This is a genomic window from Pseudomonas sp. NFX15, from assembly GCF_049132105.1.
Classification (GTDB): domain Bacteria; phylum Pseudomonadota; class Gammaproteobacteria; order Pseudomonadales; family Pseudomonadaceae; genus Aquipseudomonas.
The window spans coordinates 92,785-115,337 of sequence record NZ_JAFMPV010000015.1 but is presented as its reverse complement, the minus strand read 5'-3'; the positions used below and the strand labels follow the sequence as shown (position 1 = coordinate 115,337).

19 protein-coding genes are annotated in these 22,553 nt (G+C 59.5%); 10 read left to right on the top strand and 9 right to left on the bottom strand.

The genetic code is table 11. The features are described 5' to 3' along the window. The first annotated feature begins 222 nt into the window (after positions 1-222). Complete coding sequence (locus tag J1D76_RS17315; RefSeq protein ID WP_421139465.1) at positions 223-825, top strand: cold shock domain-containing protein membrane protein; 603 nt, start codon at positions 223-225, stop codon at positions 823-825. 68 nt (positions 826-893) lie between these two features. On the opposite strand, the gene J1D76_RS17310 is transcribed toward J1D76_RS17315, so the two are convergent. Beyond that, the gene (locus J1D76_RS17310; protein WP_414875089.1) at positions 894-1,100 is read right to left on the bottom strand and encodes a SlyX family protein; all 207 of its coding nucleotides are present in this window, start codon (positions 1,098-1,100) and stop codon (positions 894-896) included. A gap of 3 nt (positions 1,101-1,103) precedes the next feature. Further along, positions 1,104-1,529 carry an HIT domain-containing protein gene (locus J1D76_RS17305; RefSeq protein WP_421139463.1) on the bottom strand — a complete coding sequence of 142 codons (426 nt, stop codon included), beginning with the start codon at positions 1,527-1,529 and terminating at the stop codon, positions 1,104-1,106. 911 nt (positions 1,530-2,440) lie between these two features. Between J1D76_RS17305 and J1D76_RS17300 the strand changes: the two genes are divergently transcribed. After that, positions 2,441-3,769 (top strand): OprD family porin, encoded by a 1,329-nt coding sequence (locus J1D76_RS17300; RefSeq protein WP_421139462.1) that lies wholly within the window; start codon positions 2,441-2,443, stop codon positions 3,767-3,769. A 135-nt stretch (positions 3,770-3,904) separates the two neighbouring features. Here J1D76_RS17300 and J1D76_RS17295 read toward each other — a convergent pair whose 3' ends face one another. Both J1D76_RS17295 and J1D76_RS17290 read right to left on the bottom strand, forming a co-directional pair. After that, positions 3,905-4,747, bottom strand: coding sequence for a mechanosensitive ion channel family protein (locus tag J1D76_RS17295; RefSeq protein ID WP_421139461.1), 843 nt, complete (start codon positions 4,745-4,747; stop codon positions 3,905-3,907). 138 nt (positions 4,748-4,885) lie between these two features. After that, entirely contained in the window at positions 4,886-5,371 is a 486-nt protein-coding gene (locus tag J1D76_RS17290; RefSeq protein ID WP_060539637.1) for a YajQ family cyclic di-GMP-binding protein, read from the bottom strand. A gap of 135 nt (positions 5,372-5,506) precedes the next feature. Here J1D76_RS17290 and J1D76_RS17285 point away from each other — a divergent pair, with 135 nt between their 5' ends. From J1D76_RS17285 to J1D76_RS17275, 3 genes are read left to right on the top strand one after another with little or no spacing between them, the layout of a single operon-like run. Next, positions 5,507-6,424 (top strand): putative 2-dehydropantoate 2-reductase, encoded by a 918-nt coding sequence (locus J1D76_RS17285; protein ID WP_421139459.1) that lies wholly within the window; start codon positions 5,507-5,509, stop codon positions 6,422-6,424. A gap of 45 nt (positions 6,425-6,469) precedes the next feature. Further along, on the top strand, positions 6,470-8,506 hold the full coding sequence (locus J1D76_RS17280; protein WP_421139458.1) for an ATP-binding protein: 2,037 nt from the start codon (positions 6,470-6,472) through the stop codon (positions 8,504-8,506). A gap of 2 nt (positions 8,507-8,508) precedes the next feature. After that, positions 8,509-9,090: a cob(I)yrinic acid a,c-diamide adenosyltransferase gene (locus J1D76_RS17275; protein ID WP_421139457.1), complete on the top strand. Its 582-nt coding sequence runs from the start codon at positions 8,509-8,511 to the stop codon at positions 9,088-9,090. 116 nt (positions 9,091-9,206) lie between these two features. Here J1D76_RS17275 and J1D76_RS17270 read toward each other — a convergent pair whose 3' ends face one another. The 4 genes from J1D76_RS17270 to secA form a co-directional block, all read right to left on the bottom strand. Further along, positions 9,207-10,151 carry a Nudix family hydrolase gene (locus tag J1D76_RS17270; protein WP_421139456.1) on the bottom strand — a complete coding sequence of 315 codons (945 nt, stop codon included), beginning with the start codon at positions 10,149-10,151 and terminating at the stop codon, positions 9,207-9,209. Further along, a complete protein-coding gene (locus tag J1D76_RS17265) occupies positions 10,148-10,780 on the bottom strand; it encodes a glutathione S-transferase family protein (RefSeq protein ID WP_421139455.1) in 633 nt (210 codons plus the stop codon). Before J1D76_RS17265 ends, J1D76_RS17270 begins: the two co-directional genes overlap by 4 nt. Before the next feature lie 136 nt (positions 10,781-10,916). Continuing rightward, the gene (argJ, locus tag J1D76_RS17260; protein WP_421139454.1) at positions 10,917-12,134 is read right to left on the bottom strand and encodes a bifunctional glutamate N-acetyltransferase/amino-acid acetyltransferase ArgJ; all 1,218 of its coding nucleotides are present in this window, start codon (positions 12,132-12,134) and stop codon (positions 10,917-10,919) included. 119 nt (positions 12,135-12,253) lie between these two features. Next, the gene (gene secA / locus J1D76_RS17255) at positions 12,254-14,989 is read right to left on the bottom strand and encodes a preprotein translocase subunit SecA (RefSeq protein WP_421139452.1); all 2,736 of its coding nucleotides are present in this window, start codon (positions 14,987-14,989) and stop codon (positions 12,254-12,256) included. 307 nt (positions 14,990-15,296) lie between these two features. Here secA and J1D76_RS17250 point away from each other — a divergent pair, with 307 nt between their 5' ends. Beyond that, positions 15,297-15,752, top strand: coding sequence for a DUF721 domain-containing protein (locus tag J1D76_RS17250; RefSeq protein WP_421139451.1), 456 nt, complete (start codon positions 15,297-15,299; stop codon positions 15,750-15,752). Between the two features lie 111 nt (positions 15,753-15,863). Here J1D76_RS17250 and J1D76_RS17245 read toward each other — a convergent pair whose 3' ends face one another. Further along, positions 15,864-17,342 (bottom strand): helicase HerA-like domain-containing protein, encoded by a 1,479-nt coding sequence (locus J1D76_RS17245; protein ID WP_421139450.1) that lies wholly within the window; start codon positions 17,340-17,342, stop codon positions 15,864-15,866. A 187-nt stretch (positions 17,343-17,529) separates the two neighbouring features. Here J1D76_RS17245 and J1D76_RS17240 point away from each other — a divergent pair, with 187 nt between their 5' ends. The 4 genes from J1D76_RS17240 (at position 17,530) to J1D76_RS17225 (ending at position 22,462) form a co-directional block, all read left to right on the top strand. Then, a complete protein-coding gene (locus J1D76_RS17240) occupies positions 17,530-19,419 on the top strand; it encodes a methyl-accepting chemotaxis protein (RefSeq protein WP_421139449.1) in 1,890 nt (629 codons plus the stop codon). A gap of 169 nt (positions 19,420-19,588) precedes the next feature. After that, positions 19,589-20,701 (top strand): glycosyltransferase family 4 protein, encoded by a 1,113-nt coding sequence (locus tag J1D76_RS17235; protein ID WP_421139448.1) that lies wholly within the window; start codon positions 19,589-19,591, stop codon positions 20,699-20,701. Continuing rightward, positions 20,694-21,470 carry a DUF2334 domain-containing protein gene (locus J1D76_RS17230; RefSeq protein WP_421139447.1) on the top strand — a complete coding sequence of 259 codons (777 nt, stop codon included), beginning with the start codon at positions 20,694-20,696 and terminating at the stop codon, positions 21,468-21,470. The genes J1D76_RS17235 and J1D76_RS17230 overlap by 8 nt, the downstream gene beginning before the upstream one ends. Continuing rightward, positions 21,467-22,462 (top strand): lysylphosphatidylglycerol synthase transmembrane domain-containing protein, encoded by a 996-nt coding sequence (locus J1D76_RS17225; RefSeq protein ID WP_421139446.1) that lies wholly within the window; start codon positions 21,467-21,469, stop codon positions 22,460-22,462. The genes J1D76_RS17230 and J1D76_RS17225 overlap by 4 nt, the downstream gene beginning before the upstream one ends. Positions 22,463-22,553: the final 91 nt, after the last annotated feature.

Here is a 22,553-nt window from a genome sequence, read left to right as displayed (position 1 = left end):
CGGACAACCTGCGGCAAAACACCGCAAAAGAGCCGCCGGACGCCCTGATTTGAGTAGCCTGCGGCTTTGCTGTTAAATAGGCAGCGTGTCGTCAGTGCCTCTTTTTTCGGGCACGGCGCATAGGCTGATACCGGGTACGTGTCCACCGCCTCTTATTGTTTTGAAGCGAACCGTGCGCCATCAGCTCTTCCTTGTGAGCTGTCTTAACGTGAGTTAATCAAAATGTTGAAAATCGTCCATCTGTTGATAGGCGCAGCCGCCTTGCTGCTGTCCTTCATCCCTGGCCTGCGGTCCGAGGCCTTACCTTACCTGCAACAACCCAACGCGCTGTACCTGGCCTTTTTCGGCCTGCTCAACCTTACCCTTGCACCGGTCATCCCTTACTGGAACAAAGGTCCGCGCCATCAACTGCAAAACCTGGTCAGCGCCCTGCTGGTGCTGGCTGTAGTCCTGCAAACCGTGACCCTGCTCGCCGAGATGCCGTTTATTGCCGGCCAGCCTGCCGTGCTATTCAGCCTGCTTGCAGCCTTTATCGCTGTAGCCCTGCACCTGGCCATCAGCTTCTACAAGTCGTCCCCGGCCGCCGCCTCGCCAAGCTATGACATGAGCAACCGCGATACCGGCACCGTCAAGTGGTTCAACACCTCCAAAGGCTTCGGCTTTATTTCCCGCGATTCCGGTGACGATATCTTCGTTCACTTTCGGGCCATTCGCGGTGAAGGCCACCGCGTCCTCGTCGAAGGCCAGCGCGTGGAGTTCTCGGTCATGAACCGTGACAAGGGTCTACAAGCCGAAGACGTGATCGCCGCCCTGCCACGGCGCTGATCCCTGGCACAAAAAAACCGCGCACAGCCAGGCTGTACGCGGTTTTTTCATGCCTGCAGCTTGCTTACTTAATAGTGCGGCGGTGGCGCGTCCTCCTCGAATGACTCGAACTGGCCGACCATTTCCTCTTGCCGCTTGAGCAGCGCAGCCATTTGCAACTGCAGGCGCTCGACTACCCGCTGTTGCGCCACCAGTACATCGTTCAATGCCTGGATGGTGTCATCCTGAAACGCCAGACGACTTTCCAGTTCGGTAACGCGCTCTTCCAGGCTCATGGCTCAGCCCTCCAGAAACGTAAAGTCATCAGTCAATATGAGTCGCAAACGCTCACGAATGGCGGCGATCTGCTGTGGATTATAGGGGATTGCCGAATGCTTCCCCCAGACAGGCGCGGGCCAGGCAACATCGTCACGCTTACGCACGATGACGTGCATGTGCAACTGACTGACCACATTTCCCAACGCCGCCACATTCAACTTGTCCGCATCGAACGCGTCCTTGAGCACCTGCGACAGTGTCGTGGTTTCCTGCCAGAGCAACTGCTGGTCGGCGACATCCAACTGAAATATCTCGCTGATAGCCTCGCGACGAGGTACCAGGATGAACCAGGGATAGTTCGAATCATTGGACAGCAGCAACCGGCAGAGCGGGAAGTCCCCGATCGGTAACGTGTCTTGTTGAAGTCGTGTATCTAAAGCGAACACTGCGCGCACTCCCGCCGGATCATCATTTTCAGCTTAGCGCCATCCCTGAAGGGCAGTGCACCAAGCGACCGGACGGCAGCATACCTGCGAACGGCGCATGCTTCACGACGAACCTTGCGCAGAGGTCTCGAGCACCAGCGACTGGCCGACGACGCGCCCCCGGATGAGACACTTTTCGCCACGCCGCACCATTACAGAACCGAGAATTCGGAAAAATACGCCGAAATGACTGATTCACAACGAGGAGTTCGTTTCAGGCAGACGGCCAAACTGTATGAATTCAGTCCACTGCAAAAAAATTTTTGCACCAAAACCGCACAGTGCGTCTACGCTGAACGCTTCGACATCCGCCAATTACCCACTGGCGGGGTGAACCGGTAACAAATCTGGGTGTCATGCAGTCGGTCAGAAGGGTGCAACATGATGCCAAGCAAGGCGTCAAGCCCAAACTAAACGCGCTTGAAACCCCCGGTTTTATGAGGTTTTTACAGCGAACAGCTATCAATTGGAAAAATTCTGCAACAAAACCTGCATTTGTGCACGCTTGTTGCATTGGTACCCAACATCGCCTGAGTGACACCCGCCGGAAGCGGCGTCCCCCAGGCAGAAAAATACAGTGGCAAGGTAGCCCAATGGAGATTCAAACGTTTCACCAGGACTCTTTTAACCGGCGCCAAAGCTCAGAAAACAGCATTTAAGTTGTCAGCCCGGTTGCGTCGGAGCTGGAAATTTGCGACATCTACCACGCTGTTTGCGACAGGGTCGTAAAGAAGGCGAAAGGTTAGATACGCAAGTATCGCCAACATTGTCGGCGTGATATAAGTTTGCGCCGACACAAAAAGAAAGAGCCGCCCAGATAATAAATCAGGTGGGACGGCAGTACTCTTCTAAAACCAAAGGAGCAAATCACGATGCGCGTGATGAAGTGGAGCATGATCGCACTGGCAGTTGCAGCAGCAGCCAGTACTCAGTTGGCAGTAGCCGCACCTTTCGTAAGCGACCAGGCAGAAGCCAAAGGTTTTGTTGATGACAGCAAGCTGGACTTGTTGGTTCGCAACTACTACTACAACCGCAACAAGGAAAACGGCGGCGTCGACGACAAAGACTGGACCCAGGGCATTCAGGGCGTATTCAGCTCTGGCTACACCCAAGGCCTGATCGGTGTTGGCGTTGAAGCTTGGGGCCAACTGGCCATTAAGCTGGACGGTTCCGACAAGTATTCCGGTTCGGGCAACATGACTGTCGGCAATGATGGCGAAGTCAACAACAGCCAAGGCAAAGCCGGCGCTGCTGCCAAGTTCCGCATCTCGAAAACCGAGCTGAAAATCGGCGACATGCAGCCAAGCACTGCTCCAGTGTTCGCTGTTGGCGGTTCCCGCATCCTGCACCAGACGGCTACCGGCATTCAGCTGCAGAGCAGCGAAGTCACCAACCTTGACCTCGAAGGCGGCCACTTCACTTCGGCGACCAGCCAGGACAGCAACGCCCGTGACGGCGACCTGTGGGCAACCTACGCTGGCGTGAAAGCCAACTCCATCGACTACTTCGGTGGCAAGTATGGCGTTAGCGACGACCTGAGCTTCTCGCTGTACGGCGCTAAACTGGAAGACGTCTGGAACCAGTACTACGCCAACGCCAACTACACCCTGGCACTGGGTGGCGACAACTCGATTAACTTCGACGGTAACATCTACAACACTCAGGATACCGGTAGCGCTAAAGCTGGCGACATCAGCAACACCGCTTACTCCCTGGCGGCTGCTTACTCGTTCCTGAAAGCTCACACCTTCACCCTGGCCTTCCAGAAAGTGAACGGCGATACCCCATTCGACTACATCGGTGTGGGTAAAAACAACCGCGGTGGCGACTCGATCTTCCTGGCCAACTCCATCCAGTACTCTGACTTCAACGCCCCTGGCGAGAAGTCGGTACAAGCCCGCTACGACCTGAAAATGGCCGAGTACGGCGTACCTGGCCTGAGCTTCATGGTTCGTTACGTTGACGGTTGGAACATCGACGGCACCCACACTCCATCGAACAGCACCTACACCGGTCTGTACGGTAAAGATGGTAGCCACCACGAAACCAACGTTGAAGCCAAATACGTGGTCCAGTCCGGCCCAGCCAAGGATCTGTCGTTCCGCATCCGTCAAGCATGGCACTCTGCCAACGCTGACGAAGGCGAAGGCGATATCTCTGAGTTCCGCCTGATCACCGACTACCCACTCAACATTCTGTAATCACAGAACGTTAGTTTGCGGTAATCAAAAAAAGGCCCATCTTCGGATGGGCCTTTTTCGTTACTTCTCGAACAGCGATGACCAATGAATCTTTTGTTGTTCGTGCTTGACTTTAAAGTCAGGCACTAAACCCGATCACTGCGCAGCAGATTCCTGAACCACACGAATAACCCGCTGCGGAAATGGAATATCGATGCCCGCCTCTCGCAGACGATCACGGGATTGTTCATTGAACATGAACATCACATCCCAATAATCCGCGGTCTTCACCCACACACGCAGGGAAACAGTGATAGAACTGTCGCCCAATGTCGAAATGACGGCCTGTGGCGCCGGGTCAGCCAATACGCGCGGATCCTTGGCCAGTTCCAGTAACACTTCACGGGCCTTCTGCAAGTCCGCCTCGTAATCAACGCCTACATCGAACACGACTTTGCGAGTCGGTTGACGGTTAGTGTTGGTGATAATGCCGTTCGACAGATTACCGTTGGGCACGATGATGGTTTTGTTATCGCCGGTGCGCAGTACGGTATGGAAAATCTGGATGCTGTCGACCGTACCGGCAACGCCCTGGGCTTCGATCCAGTCGCCAATGCGAAACGGGCGAAAGAGCAAGATCAGCACGCCTCCGGCGAAGTTCGCCAGGCTGCCCTGCAAGGCCAGGCCAATGGCCAGACCTGCCGCACCGATTGCCGCCACGAACGAGGTGGTCTCCACACCAATCATCGAGGCCACGCTGACGATCAGCAAGATCTTGAGGATGATGTTCGCCAGGCTACTAATGAAGCCTTGCAGCGCCAGGTCAGCGTTACGCAGGGCGATCAGGCCACCGAGTTTTTTCGTGACCTTGTTAATCAGCCACCATCCGATGGCCAGGGTGATGACCGCCAGCAGGACACGACTGCCGTATTCCATGATCATCGGGATCCAGGTTTGGGAAACCTTGACCAGGCTGTCTACCTCAGCATTTAAGTCCATCTGCTTGCTCCTGTATTTCGGCTGTGCGGCACACTTGAAAAAAAGCGGCAGAAAGATCGAACCGCGCCGGGCTCAATCGTTTCTGCCGTTGCTTGGGCCTCCGACGCCGAAAACGCCGAGAGGTTCCCGCTTACAAGATCAGTCGCGGAAGTTGTTGAACTGCAGCGGCATGCCAAATTCCTTGGCCCGCAACGCAGCAATGGCTTCTTGCAAGTCATCACGCTTCTTGCCGGTGATGCGCACTTGCTCGCCCTGGATGGCGGCCTGGACCTTCAGTTTCGCGTCTTTGACGTGAGCAACGATTTTCTTCGCCATCTCCTTGTCGATGCCTTCCTTGAGAACAGCTTCCTGCTTCATCAGCTTGCCCGAGGCGAACGCGTCCTTGACTTCAAGGCACTGCACATCGATTTTGCGCTTGACCAGGGCCAGCTTGAGGATCTCAATCATCGCTTCGAGCTGGAAGTCCGCTTCAGCGGTCAGGTTGACGGTCAGGTCTTTTTCCTTGAACTCGAAGCTGCCTTTGCCTTTCAGGTCATAACGGCGATCGAGTTCCTTGACGGCGTTTTCGACCGCGTTGGTGACTTCGTGTTTGTCCAGTTCGGATACCACGTCGAACGACGGCATGTAATCTCTCCAAATATAAAGGCGCACCGATGGAGCACGCCTGGCTTGCGGTTAAAATCCGCGCTGATTATAACGGGTCTTTCCCATCATTCACTGTGAGCCGCCGATGCACGCCTCAAACAGAGCAAAAAACTGATGTCCACCACCTGGCACGTTCTGGGTGCCGGCAGCCTCGGCACATTATGGGCGACCCGCCTGGCACGTGCGGGTGTGTCGGTCAGGCTAATCCTGCGGGACAGCGCCAGGCTACAGGCCTATGAATCGGCCGGTGGCTTGACCCTGGTGGAACACGGCGAGGCGCAGTGCTATCCCGTGCTGGCAGAGACAGCCGACAGTGCATCACCGATCCACCGCCTGCTGGTGGCCTGCAAAGCCTACGATGCACAAACCGCGGTAGCCCGAGTGGCTCCACGCCTGGCTCCCGGCGCCGAAGTGATCCTGCTGCAAAATGGCCTGGGCAGCCAGGACGCCGTGGCGACGCAGGTTCCACAGGCACGCTGCATTTATGCGTCCAGCACCGAAGGCGCCTTCCGCGATGGCGATTGGCGCGTGGTGTTTGCCGGACATGGTTTCACCTGGCTGGGCGATGCCAGCCACCCGGTGGCACCGATCTGGCTCGACGACTTGAACGCGGCCGGCATCCCCCACGAATGGAGCACAGAGATTCTGACCAGGCTGTGGCGCAAACTGGCGCTCAACTGCGCCATCAATCCATTGACCGTGCTCCACGATTGCCGCAACGGCGGCTTGCAACAGCATCACTGCGAGGTCGCCACCCTGTGCGGCGAACTCGTGGAGTTACTGGAACGCTGCGGCCAACCGGCAGCGGCCGAGAACCTGCAACAGGAAGTCGAACGGGTGATTCACGCCACCGCGGCCAACTATTCGTCGATGCATCAGGACGTCACCAGCCAGCGGCGCACCGAAATCAGTTACCTGCTCGGCTACGCCTGCAAAGTCGCCACGCGCCATCAACTGAACCTACCGCATCTCAATCAGCTCGAGGCGCGGTTGATCGCTCGCCTGCAAAGCCTTGGATTGCCCAGCGACTGAGCAGCGGCTACGCTGCCCACTTGTTCCTTTTCAGCGATGAACCTGATGCCATTGCGCCAGCGTCTTGAAAACCTGCCGGTCGGCCAGAAACTGTTGGCCGCCCTGCTCGTCCTGTTGATCACCGTCATGCTGGTCGCCAACCTGACCTTCATCAGTGCCGCCTACTACATCTCCCAGGAAAGCATGGCGCCCCAGGCCTTGCAGACCATCGGACGTCTGGTGTCAAACCCGGCCCTGGCCTCCGAAGCGCTGGAGTCCCCGCAAAGCGCCGAGCGCCTGCTCAACGAACTCAACAGCTACTCGCCGCTGCGCGCAGCCGTGCTATACGACGGAAAAGGCGAGCAACTGGCCCAGTTGCAACGTGGCGACAAAATGGAGCTGCCCAAGCGCTTTCGGCATATCGAAGATTGGCAAGCCACCGAGTTTCGCAGCAATCAGGTCATTGCCCTGCCCCGCCCAGGCGCGGCCCCAGGGCACCTATTGCTGGTAGCAACCAGTGAGTTGCCGGTCGCGTTCTACACCGGCACCCTGACGGCCAGCCTGGGAATCCTGATTTTCAGCGTGCTGCTGTGGCTGGTCATTGCTCGCCAGATCAAGCGCCTGATTACCCGGCCAATCCATGAACTCGAAGAGCTGTCGCGGCAGGTAACCCGCGAAGAAAACTACGCCCTGCGCGCATCGCGCGGCAATCACGATGAAATCGGCAGCCTCGCCGAGGCCTTCAACACCATGCTCTCGCGGATCGAGGCCCGGGAGCAGCAGCTCAAACGCGCTCGCGACGACTCCCAGGCAGCCTACGATCAGGCCCAGGGTTTGGCCGAAGAAACCCGGCACACCAACCGCAAGTTGGAGCTCGAAGTCCAGGTGCGCAGCAAGATCGAGAAAAAACTCACCGGGTTCCAGAACTACCTCAACAGCATCATCGACTCGATGCCTTCGGCGCTGATCGCCCTCGACGAACAGCTCTACGTGACGCAATGGAATCAGGAGGCCAGCGCCTTGTCCGGCACGCGCCTCGATGAAGCGCTGAACCAGCCGATCTTCCTTGCTTTCGAGCCGCTCAAGCCGTTTTTGCCGCAACTCAAGCAAACGGTCGAGCAGCATACGGTGGCCAAGATCGAACGCGTCACCTGGTTCAAGGACGACGACCCGCGCCACTACGCCCTGACGTTCTATCCGTTGATGGGCGGTGCCGGGCGCGGCGTGGTGATCCGGATCGACGACATCACCCAACGCCTGTCCCTGGAAGAGATGATGGTGCAATCGGAGAAGATGCTCTCCGTCGGTGGCCTCGCCGCCGGCATGGCTCACGAGATCAACAACCCGCTGGGTGCGATCCTGCACAACGTGCAAAACATTCGCCGGCGCCTTTCGGCGGAGTTGCCAAAGAACCTGGAAGTGGCCGAACAAGCCGGTATCGAACTGGCGACGGTCAACCACTACCTGCAATCTCGCGAAGTGCCGCAGCTGCTCGACGGCATCCAGCAAGCCGGTGCACGAGCGGCGAAAATCGTCACCCACATGCTCAGTTTCAGTCGTCGCAGTACCCGCCAGATGGCTCCGTGCGATTTGCCCGCGCTGATCGATCAGGCCGTGGAAATCGCTAGCAACGATTTCGACCTCGCCATCGGCTTCGACTTCAAGGGCCAGGCTATCATTCGCCAGTTCGACCCGGCGCTCGGGCCCGTCCCCGGCACCGCTAACGAACTCGAACAGGTGTTGCTCAACCTGTTGAAAAACGCCGCGCAAGCCATCCACCAGCGCGAAGACGACAGCGAGCCGGGGCGAATCATCCTGCGCACCAAACTCAATTCGCCTTGGGCAGAAATCCAGGTCGAGGACAACGGCATCGGCATGAGCGAAAGCGTGCGCAAACGCACCTTCGAGCCGTTCTTCACCACCAAGGAAATCGGCCAGGGCACGGGCCTTGGGCTGTCTGTGTCGTACTTCATCATCACCAATAACCACAAAGGCCAGATGGAAGTGCAATCGACCTTGGGCCAAGGCACATGCTTCACCCTGCGCCTGCCGCTGGCGAGCACGCCACCGGTCGCGCAAGAACTCAATCTGCTATCGAGGTAATCATGGGTTTTCGTTTGTCGAAGATTTACACCCGCACTGGCGACAAAGGCGAAACCGGGCTGGGCGATGGCCGTCGCGTGCCCAAGGATCACCCGCGAATCGAAGCCATCGGCGAAGTCGATACGCTCAATAGCCAAGTAGGCGTATTGCTGGCCGGGCTGGCAGCAGAAACGACCACTTTTGCGAGCTTGCAGGAAGTGATCGCGGTCTTGGCGCCGTGCCAGCATCGATTGTTCGACCTCGGCGGTGAACTGGCGATGCCGGTGTATCAGGCGTTAAACGAAGCGGAAATCGAACGCCTGGAGGCGGCAATCGATCAATGGAATGAAGAGCTGGGACCGTTGGAAAACTTCATCTTGCCCGGCGGCTCAATGCTGATTGCCCAAGTCCACGTTTGCCGTAGTCTAGCGCGCAGCGCCGAGCGGCGGTGTCAGCAATTGAATGCGATTGAGCCGTTGGCCGGGGTTGGCCTGGCGTACATCAATCGGTTGTCGGACTTGTTGTTTGTGGCGGCGCGGTTGATTGCCAAGCGCCAGGGCGTGGCGGAAATTCTTTGGCAGCCAGCGGCGAAACCTGAGGTTTAGTCGGCGTCTGTCAGGCCGCCTTCGCTGGCAAGCCAGCTCCTACAGTTCTGTGAACACCGCACATCCTCTGTAGGAGCAGGCTTGCCAGCGAAGAGGCCATCCACCTCAACACACAATCAAGCCTCAGGCCAAAACGCCCGAATCCCCGCCACGCCCTGCGCCCCGGCGGCCCAGGCTTTCTCGACCTCAGCCGGGCCAACCCCACCGAGCAGGAACACCGGCTTGCTGAACCCGTCGATCAAACCCGACGCCTGCTCCCAACCCAACGGCTCGGCGCCCGGGTGGGTCAGGGTCGGTTGTACCGGCGACAGGGTCACGAAGTCCACGCCCATCTGTTCAGCCAGCGCCAGCTCTTCAGCGTTATGGCACGAGGCCGCCAGCCAGCGCGAGGCAGGCAACGGTCGCCCCGCCGCTGCGTATTTGCGCAGCTGGGCCGACGTGATGTGCCAGCCGGCGGACGGGAAGTCGCCCAGCCACTCGAACGGCCCCTTGATCATCAACTGGGCCTTGCCGGCGCACAGCCCCACCGCGTCCACGGCCAGGTCGCGATATTTCGGATCGTAACCATTCGGTGCACGCAGCTGGATCAACTTGATGCCGCCGGCAATGGCCTTCTGGATACCGCGCAGCAATGCCGGGGTTTCCAGGTCTTCCGGGGTGATCAGGTACTGAGAGGGCAATCGAGCCGCCGCGACAATCGGCTGGTTGGCCGCCGGGAACTCATAGCTCACCAGGTCTCGCGGTGTCACCCAAGCAAGCGGTTGCCCTTCGGCACCATGGGGCTCGCCGGTAAAGGCCGAGACTTCCCAGACATCCAGCAGCACTTCTTTATCCGGGTAATCGTGGCGAACCTTAATCAGCGGGCGCGCCGCGCCCACCCCGATGCCTAGCTCTTCATGGAGTTCACGGGCCAGTGCGGCTTCGACCGACTCGTCGTCCTCGACCTTGCCCCCGGGAAATTCCCACAGGCCGCCCTGGTGCTGGGAATCGGCACGGCGGGCGATCAGTATCTGGCCACTGTCATTGCGAATGACGGCGGCGGCGACATGCACGCGTTTCACTTTTCCATCTCCTGCAGTCCGGCCTTCTGCCAGGCCTTGAACGCCGGCCATTGGTAGAGAGTCTCGACGTAGGCTTCATCGGTGGCCGACAACTTCACCTGATAGGTGCGCAAGCGCACGGCAATCGGTGCAAAAAACACGTCAGCCAGGGTTAGCCGGCCAAACAGGTAAGGCCCGCTTTCAGTCGCGACGGCACGGCATTCGGCCCACAGCGCCGACATGCGCTCGATGTCGGCTTGCACGTCAGACGGAACAGGCGACAACGGCGCGTCATGGCTCAAGTTGAACGGCATGTTGCCGCGCATGGCGAAGAACCCGCTGTGCATCTGCGCACAGGCCGAGCGCGCCTGGGCGCGGGCACCGATGTCTTTCGGCCAGAGGCCGGCGTCCGGGAACTGTTCTGCCAGGTATTCGGCAATCGCCAGGGAATCGGCGATGGTGCCGTGTGCGGTTTTCAGCAGCGGAACCTTGCCAGTTGGCGAATGCTTGAGCAGACGCTCGCGGGTGTCCGGCTGGTTCAGTTTGATCAGTTCTTCGGTGTAGGCCGCGCCGGTAAGATCCAACGCCAGGGCGCCGCGCAGGGACCAGGAAGAAAGCAGTTTGTCGCCGATGATCAGGTGCAGGCTCATGTTCAAGCATCCTCAAGCAAGAAAGATCACAACCTGTAGGAGCTGGCTTGCCAGCGAAAGCGTCATCTGCCGCGATCAATCCATCACGGCTAATGACGCCTTCGCCCGCAAGCTGGCTCCTACAGGTCTTGCGCTGTTACGTGCGGTATTCGGCGTTGATCTTCACGTATTCGTGGGACAGGTCGGTGGTCCAGATGGTTTCGCTGCAATCACCGCGACCCAATTCGATACGAATGGTGATTTCTTCCTGCTGCATCACCGCCGCGCCCTGGGCTTCGGAGTAGGTTGCGGCGCGCGCGCCACGGCTGGCAATGCAGACGTCGCCGAGGAACACGTCGATCTTGCTTACATCCAGGTCCGGTACGCCAGCACGGCCGACAGCGGCCAGGATACGACCCCAGTTGGGGTCGGACGCAAACAACGCGGTCTTGATCAGTGGCGAGTGAGCCACGGTGTAGCCGACGTCCAGGCACTCCTGATGATTGCCGCCGCCGTTGACTTCAACGGTCACGAACTTGGTGGCGCCTTCGCCGTCACGCACGATGGCCTGGGCCACGTCCATGCACACTTCGAACACCGCTTGCTTCAACTTGGCGAACAGCTCGCCCTCGGCGCGGGTGATTTCCGGCAGTGCTGCCTGGCCGGTGGCGATCAGCATGCAACAGTCGTTGGTCGACGTATCGCCATCGATGGTGATGCGGTTGAACGACTTGTTGGCGCCATCGAGCATCAGGTTTTGCAACACATCACGGGAGACTTTGGCGTCCGTGGCGATGTAGCCGAGCATGGTCGCCATGTTCGGGCGAATCATGCCGGCGCCTTTGCTGATGCCGGTCACGGTGACGGTCACGCCGTCGTGCTGGAACTGACGGCTGGCGCCCTTTGGCAGGGTGTCGGTGGTCATGATGCCGGTGGCGGCCGCTTCCCAGTTGTGGATCGACAGGTCGTCAAGGGCTGCTTGCAGTGCGCCTTCGATTTTCTCAACAGGCAACGGCTCACCGATCACACCGGTGGAGTACGGCAGCACCTGGCTGGCGTGGACGCCGGTCAGCTCCGCCAGCTTGGCGCAGGTGCGCTCGGCAGCGGCCTGGCCAGGTTCGCCGGTGCCGGCGTTGGCATTGCCGGTGTTGGTCAGCAGGTAACGCACAGGGCCTTGCACGCGTTGCTTGGCCAGAATCACTGGCGCGGCACAAAAGGCGTTCAGGGTGAACACGCCAGCAACCGTGGAGCCTTCGACACAGCGCATGACCACGACGTCCTTGCGCCCAGGGCGCTTGATGCCGGCCGAGGCAATACCGAGCTCAAAACCGGCAACCGGGTGCAACGTTGGCAAAGGACCAAGACCAACAGCCATGAATGCGCTCCTTTAATAAGATGTCAGCACCGTTTCAGGACAACGGTGGTTCGAATGGTAAAACGCCGCGACGGCAGGAGCCGGTCGCGGCGCGGGTATTTCAGCGATTGAAACGGGTATTACTGGATCTGCCCGTGGCAATGCTTGAATTTCTTGCCCGAACCGCAGTAGCACAGTTCGTTGCGACCCAGCTTCTGCTCGTTGCGAACCGGCGCAGCGGCGAGGGCCACATCGACCTCTTCACCCAGCACTTCCGGCTGCTCAAGACCCGGAGCCTCTTCATGCAGGAACTGCATGCGGGCGGCCAGCGCCTCGGCTTCCTGACGCAGACGCTGCTCTTCCTCGATTGGATCTTCGCGGCGAACCTGAACGTGGGACAGCACACGGATCGAATCGCGCTTGATCGAATCCAGCAACTCGGAGAACAGCGTGAACGACTCGCGCTTGTACTCCTGCTTCGGGTTCTTCTGGGCATAACCACGCAAGTGGATACCGTGACGCAGGTGATCCATGGTCGACAGGTGGTCTTTCCACAGGTCGTCCAGTACACGCAGAACGATTTGCTTCTCGAAGGTGCGCAACGCTTCGGCGCCCGCCTGGTCTTCTTTCTCGTTGTACGCGGCGATGAGTTCCTGCATCAGCTTCTCGCGCAGGGTCTCTTCGTACAGGTGATCGTCTTCGTCGAGCCATTGCTGGATCGGCAGTGCTACGCCGAAATCGCTCTGCAGTGCGGCTTCCAGACCGGCCACGTCCCACTGCTCAGGCAGCGATTGTGGTGGAATGTGTGCGCTGACGGTGGCGTTGAGCACGTCCTGACGGAAGTCAGCGATGGTCTCACCGATGTTGTCGGCGGCCAGCAACGTGTTACGCATGTGATAGATCACTTTACGCTGTTCGTTGTTGACGTCGTCGAACTCAAGCAGTTGCTTACGAATGTCGAAGTTGCGGCCTTCAACCTTGCGCTGGGCCTTTTCGATGGCGTTGGTCACCATGCGATGCTCGATCGCTTCGCCAGGCTGCATGCCCAGGGCCTTCATGAAGTTCTTCACCCGGTCAGAGGCGAAGATGCGCATCAGGCTGTCTTCCAGCGACAGGTAGAAGCGACTGGAACCGGCGTCGCCCTGACGGCCGGCACGGCCACGCAGCTGGTTGTCGATACGGCGCGATTCGTGACGCTCGGAGGCAATCACCTGCAAACCGCCCGACTCGAGCACTTGCTGGTGACGCTTCTGCCAGTCGGCCTTGATCTGGGCAATCTGCTCAGGGGTCGGGTTTTCCAGCGAAGCCACTTCCACTTCCCAGTTACCGCCCAACAGGATGTCGGTACCACGACCGGCCATGTTGGTGGCGATGGTCAGTGCGCCTGGGCGACCGGCCTGGGCGATGATCTCGGCTTCCTTTTCGTGGAACTTGGCGTTCAGGACCTTGTGTTCGATGCCTTCCTTCACGAGCAGGCTGGACATGTGCTCGGAGGTTTCGATGGTGGCGGTACCGACCAGGACCGGACGGCCGGCGGCCATGCTTTCCTTGATATCGGCCACGATGGCCGCGTATTTCTCGTCGGCGGTCAGGAACACCAGGTCGTTGTAGTCTTTACGCGCCAAAGGCTTGTTCGGTGGAATCACCATGACCTGCAGGCCATAGATCTGGTGGAATTCGAACGCTTCGGTGTCGGCCGTACCGGTCATGCCGGACAGCTTGTTGTACAAACGGAAGTAGTTCTGGAACGTGGTCGATGCCAGGGTCTGGCTTTCGGCCTGGATGTTGAGGTTTTCCTTGGCTTCGATGGCCTGGTGCAGGCCTTCGGACAAACGGCGACCCGGCATGGTACGGCCGGTGTGTTCGTCGACCAGTACGACCTGACCGTCCTGCACGATGTATTCGACGTTGCGATGGAACAGCTTGTGCGCACGCAGGCCGGCGTAAACGTGAGTCAGCAGGCTCAGGTTGTGCGCCGAGTACAGGCTCTCGCCTTCAGCCAGCAGGCCGAGGGAGGTCAGCGACTCTTCAACGAACTGGTGACCGGCTTCGTTGAGCTCGACCTGGCGGGTCTTCTCGTCGACGGTGTAATGGCCGGCCTTGGTGACTTCGCCTTCAACCTCTTCGATATGCAATTCAAGCCGCGGGATCAGTTTGTTGATCTCGATGTACAGCTTGGAGCTGTCCTCGGCCTGACCGGAGATGATCAGCGGGGTACGGGCTTCGTCGATGAGGATCGAGTCGACTTCGTCGATCACGGCAAAATTGAGTTCGCGCTGGAATTTTTCTTCCATGCTGAACGCCATGTTGTCGCGCAGGTAATCGAAACCGAATTCGTTGTTGGTGCCGTAGGTGATGTCGGCGGCGTAGGCGGCGCGCTTTTCTTCCGGCGGCTGGAACGGCGTGACTACGCCGACCGTCAGGCCGAGGAATTCATACAGCGGGCGCATCCAGTTGGCGTCACGGCGGGCCAGGTAGTCGTTCACCGTCACAACGTGCACGCCATTGCCGGACAGCGCGTTGAGGTAAACGCCCAGTGTTGCCACCAGGGTCTTGCCTTCACCGGTACGCATTTCCGCGATCATGCCTTCATGCAAGGTCATGCCGCCGATCAGCTGGACATCGAAGTGACGCATGCCCATGACACGCTTGCCGGCTTCGCGGGCGACCGCAAAGGCTTCTGGCAGCAGTTTGTCGAGGGTTTCCCCTTTGGCGATGCGGGCCTTGAACTCGCTTGTCTTGGCACGCAATTGATCGTCCGAAAGGGCCACCATTTGCTCTTCGAAGGCATTGACGAGTTGCACCGTCTTGAGCATGCGTTTGACTTCACGCTCGTTCTTGCTTCCAAAAAGTTTCTTTAACAAAGGCGCAAACATATCGGCAGGATCTTCCACACTAAAGGGATGGAGGGCGGCCCCGTGAGTCGCCCGTGCAGCCCTCATGGCCGCATGCGAACGAGCATTCTACCCGGAAACGATGGTGAGGAAAGTGGCGATATTCCACGATGCTGGCACAGCGCTTTGACGGGGCTCACTTAAAATAGGGGCGTTTTGCTCAACTTCAAGTCATACACGGCAGAAGTTAGTTGTTGATTTAATGGGTAAAGCGTCCCCAAAAGCAATGGGCGGGTGCATTCAGTGCTTTCTGCTACCATGGCGCCTCTGTTACTTCAGGTGTCTGATCATGGCATTTCGCCCACTTACGGCCAAGGTTCCTGCCGTTCTACTACGCGAAGCCAAGCCGCTGAAGGCCATTCTTGGCCACGCTCAACGCCTGGGTCATCTGCAACGTCTGCTCGAAAGCCAATTGCAACCCGCCGCTCGCGAACATTGCCACGTGGCTTCATGGCGTGAAGGCAGTTTGTTGCTGATTGTCACTGACGGTCATTGGGCCACCCGCCTGCGCTACCAGCAAAAGCGCTTGCAGCGACAACTGCAAATGTTCGACGAGTTTACCAACCTCACGCGAATCCTGTTCAAGGTGCAGCCGCCGACCGTCCAGCGGGGAGCGACCGGGCATACCATGGATCTGTCGGAGGATGCGGCCGCGACCATCCAGGCCACGGCCGACGGGATCAGCGATCCGAATTTGCGGGCGGCGCTTGAACGACTGGCGGCGCACGCCAAGTCCAAAACCTGACACTGATCTCGTGTGGGAGCGAGCCTGCTCGCGAAGATGGCGGGACGTTCAACATTGATGTTGTCTGGCACACCGATTCGCGGGCAAGCCCGCTCCTACAGTTTGAATGTGTTATCGGCGTTTGTTGCCACCCAACAACGACCCCATCAAGCCGCGCACCAACTGTCGGCCAATCTGGTTTGCCGCCTGTTGCATCGCTGATTTCAGTGCTTTCCCCGCCGCTGTGCCGAGGAACTCTCCCGCTTGTTCGGTGAAAGTGGGTTCCTGCTTGCCCTGTTGCGCTTCGGGCTCCGGTGCCAGTCCCTTGCGCCCCATCAGCACTTCATAGGCTGATTCGCGATCGATTGGCTGGTCATATCGCCCTTTAAGCGGTGAGCCAGCAATCAACGCTGCGCGCTCAGCATCGGTCAACGGACCGATCCGCGATTGCGGCGGTGCCACCAGCACCCGCTGGACGATTTCCGGCGTGCCTTTTTCCTGCAAGGTGCCGACGAGGGCTTCGCCGATACCCAACTCGGTCAGCACCGACAAGGTATCGAACGCCGGATTCGGCCGAAAACCTTCGGCCACCGCGCGCAAGGACTTCTGTTCCTTCGACGTGAACGCACGCAACCCATGCTGGATGCGCAAACCCAGCTGTGCCAACACGTCGTCCGGCAAGTCACCCGGCGACTGGGTGACGAAATACACACCCACGCCTTTCGACCGAATCAGCCTCACCACTTGTTCCAAGCGATCGCGCAAGGCCTGGGGCGTGCCGTTGAACAACAAATGCGCCTCGTCGAAGAACAGCGCCAGCAACGGTTTGTCGGCATCGCCGCGCTCCGGCAGTTGCTCGAACAGTTCGGCCAGTAACCACAACAGGAACGTCGCATAGACCTTCGGCGCCTCATGCACCAGGCGACTGGCGTCGAGCAAATGGATGCGTCCGCGTCCATCCGCCGCGGGCTGGAGGATGTCTTCGAGTTGCAGCGCCGGCTCACCGAACAGGGCTTCGGCCCCCTGTTGTTCCAGGGTCGCCAGACGTCGCAGCAATGCCTGGCTGGACCCGGTGGTCATCAATGCCGCATCGTCGCCCAGCAACTGGGGGTTGTCCCGCAGGTGATTGAGCAACGCCTTCAGGTCCTTGAGATCGAGCAACAACAGGCCTTCGCGGTCCGCCACCTTGAACGCGGCGTACAACGCCGACTGCTGGCTGTCGGTCAGTTCCAGCAGGCTGCCCAACAGCAACGGCCCCATTTCACTCAAGGTTGTCCGTAAAGGATGACCCGACTGGCCATGTACGTCCCACAACGTTACCGGATAAGCCTGAGGCTTGTGGTTCAGCCAAGGCATCCCGGCAATTCGCTCGGCGATCTTGCCTTGAGGATTGCCCGCAGCGCCTAGGCCGCACAGGTCACCCTTGATGTCGGCGGCGAACACCCCCACGCCAGCATCGCTGAAGGCTTCTGCCAGGCGTTGCAACGTCACGGTCTTGCCGGTACCGGTCGCGCCCGCGATCAAACCGTGGCGGTTCGCCAGGCGCATGGCCTGGGCAATCGGCTGACCTTCGAGATCGGCACCGATAACGAGTTGCATTGAGTCAGGCATTTGATCACCCATGATTAATCTTTGGTCCTACACGGCCGATAGAGAAAGCGACAAAGCAACAGACACGATCTGGTCGGAATTTTCCCTAAGGAGAGTCGGAAACTTCATTTGCTTTCAACCTTGCCCGTTGTGCGTCCCTTTATAAAAGCACGCGCTGGACATTAAGACCTTAGCGGAACCCCAAGCCATGAACAAAAATCTGCGTTTCAGCCATAAGATCCTGCTTGCCGCCGCCCTCATTGTTATTGCCGCCTTCGCCTCATTCACGCTGTACAACGATTATTTGCAGCGCAATGCCCTCCGCGAAGACCTCGATAACTATCTCAACGAGATGGGTGACGTCACCGCCAACAACATCCAGACCTGGCTGGCCGGGCGCATTCTGCTGATCGAGAACCTCTCGCAGAACATCGCCATCAACCCGGAACAAGCCAACGTCGCCAACCTGCTTGAACAGAAAGCCCTGACATCGACCTTCATGGCTTCCTACCTGGGTGACGCCACCGGGCACTTCACCATTCGTCCGGACGCGAAGATGCCCGACGGCTTCGACCCTCGTGTTCGCCCTTGGTACAAGGGCGCCGAAAGCAGCAGCACCGCGACCCTGACTGAACCCTACATCGATGCGGCGACCGGTCAACTGATCATTTCCATGGCGATCGCCTCGAAGAAAGCCGGCCAGAGCGTTGGCGTAGTGGGCGGCGACTTGAGCCTGCAAACCCTGATCGAGACCCTCAGCGCCCGTGACTTCGATGGTATGGGCTACGCGTTCCTGGTCAGTGCCGACGGCAAGATCCTGGTGCATCCGGACAAGGCGCTGGTGATGAAATCCCTGAGCGAGGCGTATCCGAAAGATACCCCGCGCATTGGCAGCGGTTTCAGCGAAATCGATGTCGACGGCAAAACCCGCATCGTCAGCTTTACCCCAATCAAGGGCCTGCCTTCAGTCAACTGGTACATCGGTCTGTCGGTCGACAAGGAAAAAGCCTTCTCGATGCTCAGCGAATTCCGCACCTCGGCGGTGGTCGCGACCATCATTGCCGTGGTCATCATCATTGCCCTGCTGGGCATGTTGATCCGCATCCTGATTCAGCCGCTGCACGTCATGACCCGCGCCATGGCCGACATTGCCGACGGCGAAGGCGACCTGACTAAGCGCCTGAGCATCCAGAACAATGACGAATTCGGCACCCTTGGCACCGCCTTCAACCGCTTCGTTGAGCGCATCCACGGCTCGATCCGCGAAGTGTCGTCGGCCACCGGCCAGGTCAACGAAGTCGCGCTGCGTGTCGTCGCCGCGTCAAACTCGTCGATGTTCAACTCCGACCAGCAAGCCTCGCGCACCAGCAGCGTGGCCGCCGCGATCAATCAACTCGGCGCCGCCGCCCAGGAAATCGCCCGTAATGCCGCCCAGGCCTCAAGCCAGGCCAGCGATGCCCGCAGCCTGGCCGAAGATGGCCAGCAAGTGGTGGATCGCAGCATCGTGGCGATGAATCAACTGTCGAGCATGCTCAGCGCGTCGAGCAGCAACATCGAATCGCTGAACAGCAAAACGGTGAACATCGGGCAGATTCTCGAAGTGATCACCAGCATTTCCCAGCAAACCAACTTGCTGGCGCTCAACGCTGCGATTGAAGCGGCTCGCGCCGGTGAGGCCGGTCGCGGTTTTGCCGTGGTGGCGGACGAAGTACGCAACCTGGCTCACCGCACGCAGGAATCGGCGCAACAGGTGCAGAGCATGATCGAGGAGCTGCAGGTCGGCGCCCGCGAATCGGTCAGCACCATGAGCGACAGCCAGCGCCACAGCCAGGACAGCGTGGAAATCGCCAACCTGGCGGGTGAACGCCTGAACAGCGTGACGCTGCGGATCGGCGAAATCGACGGCATGAACCAGTCGGTGGCCACCGCGACCGAAGAGCAGACTGCCGTGGTGGAATCGATCAACGTCGACATCACCGAGATCAACACGCTGAACCAGGAAGGTGTGGAAAACCTGCAATCGACCTTGCGTGCGTGCTCGGACCTTGAGCAGCAGGCAGCGCGGTTGAAGCAGCTGGTAGGCAGTTTCCGTATCTAGCGTCTGAACGAGCCTTTTCGCGGGCAAGCCAGCTCCTACACATATGCATTCCTGTAGGAGCTGGCTTACCAGAAAAAGCCCCACCTTTCCCCTTCCAAAAAACCCGACCGAACATCTATTCGCCCTAACGGTCAACCAAGTGAGGACCGGGACCGGAGGATCGTTCATCGTGCATATCGCTGACATCACCATGTTCTACGCCCCCGCCAGCGGTGGCGTGCGCACTTACCTGGATGCGAAGCATCGTCGCCTGGGTATCAAGACCGGCATTCGCCACAGTTTGCTGATCCCCGGATCGTCCTTGAGTGAACGGGACGGCATCTTCACGGTGCCGGCACCGGCGCTGCCGTTCGGCAAGGGGTATCGCTTCCCCTTGCGTCTGGCGCCGTGGCGCAATGTCTTGCACGATTTGCAGCCCGACCTGATTGAAGTCGGTGATCCTTACCTCACCGCCTGGGCGGCGCTGGACGCGCGACGGCAACTCGATGTGCCGGTAATCGGTTTCTATCACTCGGACTTGCCGCTGCTGGTCAGCAACCGCATGGGTCCCTGGCTGACCAACAATGTCGAGGCCTATGTCAGCAAGCTCTACGGCAACTTCGACCGGGTCCTGGCGCCCAGCCAGGTGATGGCCGACAAACTGATCGGGCTGGGGGTCAGGAACGTCTTCGTGCAACCGCTGGGCGTCGACCTGAAAACCTTCAACCCTGACGCCCGCGACCCGGGGCTGCGGGCTGAAATGGGCCTGGATGAACACACCCATCTCTTGATCTTCGCCGGACGCGGCTCCAAGGAAAAAAACCTGCCGGTGCTGCTCGACTGCATGAAACGCCTGGGCCGGCGTTATCACTTGCTGCTGGTGGGTTCGTCGATGCCGACGGCCGTGCCGTCCAACGTCACCGTGATCGACGAGTTCTGCCCGCCCCCCCAGGTGGCACGCCTGATGGCCAGCGCCGATGCCCTGCTACATGCCGGTGACCAGGAAACCTTCGGCCTGGTGATACTCGAAGCAATGGCCAGTGGTATTCCGGTGGTGGCCGTTGCGGCCGGAGCCTTCGAGGAAATCGTCACCGCAGAAGGCGGCCTGCTCTGTGCGCCGGACAATCCTGCCGCGATGGCCACAGCGGTACGTGAACTGTTTTCCTCGGGCAGTACAACACTGGGCCGACAAGCACGATTGCATGTCGAACGCCATTACGCTTGGGACACCGTTGTCGACAGCCTGTTGGGCCACTACCACGCGGTGCTCGGCAGCCAATGGCCGCTGACATCCAATGGTTGAAGCCATGGACAAGCCCGCTCTAATACTCGCCCTGCACGATGTGGCCCCATGCACCTGGGCCGATTACCAGCCGTTCGTGCGCGCCGTCGACGCCATGGGCGACGTGCCGATCACTTGGCTGGTAGTACCGAACTTCCATAAACACAACGATCTGGACAAGCATCCGCAACTGCGCCATCAACTCGATGCGCGACTCGCCCATGGCGATGAACTGACGCTGCATGGGTATTTCCATTGCGATGACAGCCCGATACCAACCACGCCACGGGAATGGTTCATGCGTCGGATCTACACCCACGAAGGAGAGTTTTATGATTTGTCACAAGAGGCCGCCCTCGTCCGCCTGCGTCAGGGCATCGAGCTGTTCCAGCGCCATGACTGGCCATTGGCGGGGTTCGTCGCCCCGGCCTGGCTGATGAGCGAAGGCACACGCCAGGCATTGCGCCAATTGCCGTTGAGTTACACCAGCGACTCGCAACATCTATATCGTTTGCCGGATTTCACCGCGATAGAGGCGCCGGGACTGGTCTGGAGTGCGCGCAGCGCCTGGCGCCGGGGCCTGTCGAAACTTGTCAGCGACCGCCGCGAACACCGCTGGCAGCATGCCCCGGTCATTCGCCTGGGCCTGCACCCGGTGGACATGCGTCATGAATTCTCGCGCCGATACTGGCTGCAAACCCTCGAACGTTTGCTCGACAGTGGGCGCGAGCCAATGACCAAGTCGCGATGGCTGGTGCTGCAAAGCGAACGTCTGGAGCACGCCGCATGAATCGCGCGCTGCTGTTGTTCGTCGTCCTGCTCGCGGCGGTTTCGATCCCGCTGGTGTTGGGCGGCAACGAGATCTGGTCGCGACTGGACGGTTTTTCGCTGCCGTGGCTGCTGATCATGTTCGGCATGATCCTGATCTGCTGGGTCGTGAACACCGTGCGTTTGCGCCTGTTGTTGGGGGATCAGTGCGACAGGGTCGGCCGGCTCAAGAGCCTGGGCGTGGTGATGGCCGCCGAATTTGCCTATTGCGCCACGCCTGGGGGTAGCGGTGGACCGCTGACGGTCATGGCGTTGCTGGCGCGTCACGGTGTGCGCCCGGCCAGGGGCAGCGCCGTGTTTGCGATGGACCAACTGAGCGACTTGCTGTTTTTCCTCTGCGCCCTGAGCGGGATCCTGATTTACGCCCTGTTCCAGCACCTCAGCCAACGCATCGAATGGATGCTGATGGTCAGCGCCACCTCATTGTTCGGCGGGCTGCTCACCTGCGTCATGGTCGCCCGCTATCACCGCTCATTGATTCGCCTGAGCGGCCGCTGGCTCGCCCGACTCAACGTCAAACCCGCCACGCGAATGCGCTGGACGCGCAAGCTCCTGCATTTTCTGGCGGCGTTTACCGACACATTGAAATTGCCCCTGCAGACCCTGATCAAGGTGTTCGCCCTGACTTGTGTGCATTGGTTGCTGCGTTACAGCGTGTTGTACCTGGCATTGCGCGGGCTCGGCGCAGAGTTGCAGTGGGCCTGGAGTTTTCTGATTCAGATGCTGGCATTGAGCGCCGGGCAATTGAGCCTGTTGCCGGGCGGCGCGGGGGCGGCTGAGCTGACGTCCGCAGCGCTGCTGGCGCCCATGGTCGGCAAGTCCACGGCCGCTGCGGCAATTTTGATCTGGCGGGCGGTGACCTATTACTTCTACTTACTGGTGGGTGGGCTGGTGTTTCTGCTGATGCTGGGCCGGCCGCTGTTGATGAAGTTGTTCAGCCTCAAGCACGCCTGAACCAAACCCTCGTAGGAACCGGCTTGCCAGCGAGGGCGTCTGCGCGGGCGATATCGCCGCTGAATGTTTTGCCCTCGTCGCGAGCAGGCTC

Coding starts and splice junctions, on each gene's coding strand:
- J1D76_RS17315 (WP_421139465.1), top strand. CDS start 223: ATGTTGAAAATCGTCCATCTGTTGATAGGCGCAGCCGCCTTGCTGCTG.
- J1D76_RS17310 (WP_414875089.1), bottom strand. CDS start 1,100: ATGAGCCTGGAAGAGCGCGTTACCGAACTGGAAAGTCGTCTGGCGTTT.
- J1D76_RS17300 (WP_421139462.1), top strand. CDS start 2,441: ATGCGCGTGATGAAGTGGAGCATGATCGCACTGGCAGTTGCAGCAGCA.
- J1D76_RS17295 (WP_421139461.1), bottom strand. CDS start 4,747: ATGGACTTAAATGCTGAGGTAGACAGCCTGGTCAAGGTTTCCCAAACC.
- J1D76_RS17290 (WP_060539637.1), bottom strand. CDS start 5,371: ATGCCGTCGTTCGACGTGGTATCCGAACTGGACAAACACGAAGTCACC.
- J1D76_RS17285 (WP_421139459.1), top strand. CDS start 5,507: ATGTCCACCACCTGGCACGTTCTGGGTGCCGGCAGCCTCGGCACATTA.
- J1D76_RS17280 (WP_421139458.1), top strand. CDS start 6,470: ATGCCATTGCGCCAGCGTCTTGAAAACCTGCCGGTCGGCCAGAAACTG.
- J1D76_RS17275 (WP_421139457.1), top strand. CDS start 8,509: ATGGGTTTTCGTTTGTCGAAGATTTACACCCGCACTGGCGACAAAGGC.
- J1D76_RS17265 (WP_421139455.1), bottom strand. CDS start 10,780: ATGAGCCTGCACCTGATCATCGGCGACAAACTGCTTTCTTCCTGGTCC.
- argJ (WP_421139454.1), bottom strand. CDS start 12,134: ATGGCTGTTGGTCTTGGTCCTTTGCCAACGTTGCACCCGGTTGCCGGT.
- secA (WP_421139452.1), bottom strand. CDS start 14,989: ATGTTTGCGCCTTTGTTAAAGAAACTTTTTGGAAGCAAGAACGAGCGT.
- J1D76_RS17250 (WP_421139451.1), top strand. CDS start 15,297: ATGGCATTTCGCCCACTTACGGCCAAGGTTCCTGCCGTTCTACTACGC.
- J1D76_RS17245 (WP_421139450.1), bottom strand. CDS start 17,342: ATGCCTGACTCAATGCAACTCGTTATCGGTGCCGATCTCGAAGGTCAG.
- J1D76_RS17240 (WP_421139449.1), top strand. CDS start 17,530: ATGAACAAAAATCTGCGTTTCAGCCATAAGATCCTGCTTGCCGCCGCC.
- J1D76_RS17230 (WP_421139447.1), top strand. CDS start 20,694: ATGGTTGAAGCCATGGACAAGCCCGCTCTAATACTCGCCCTGCACGAT.
- J1D76_RS17225 (WP_421139446.1), top strand. CDS start 21,467: ATGAATCGCGCGCTGCTGTTGTTCGTCGTCCTGCTCGCGGCGGTTTCG.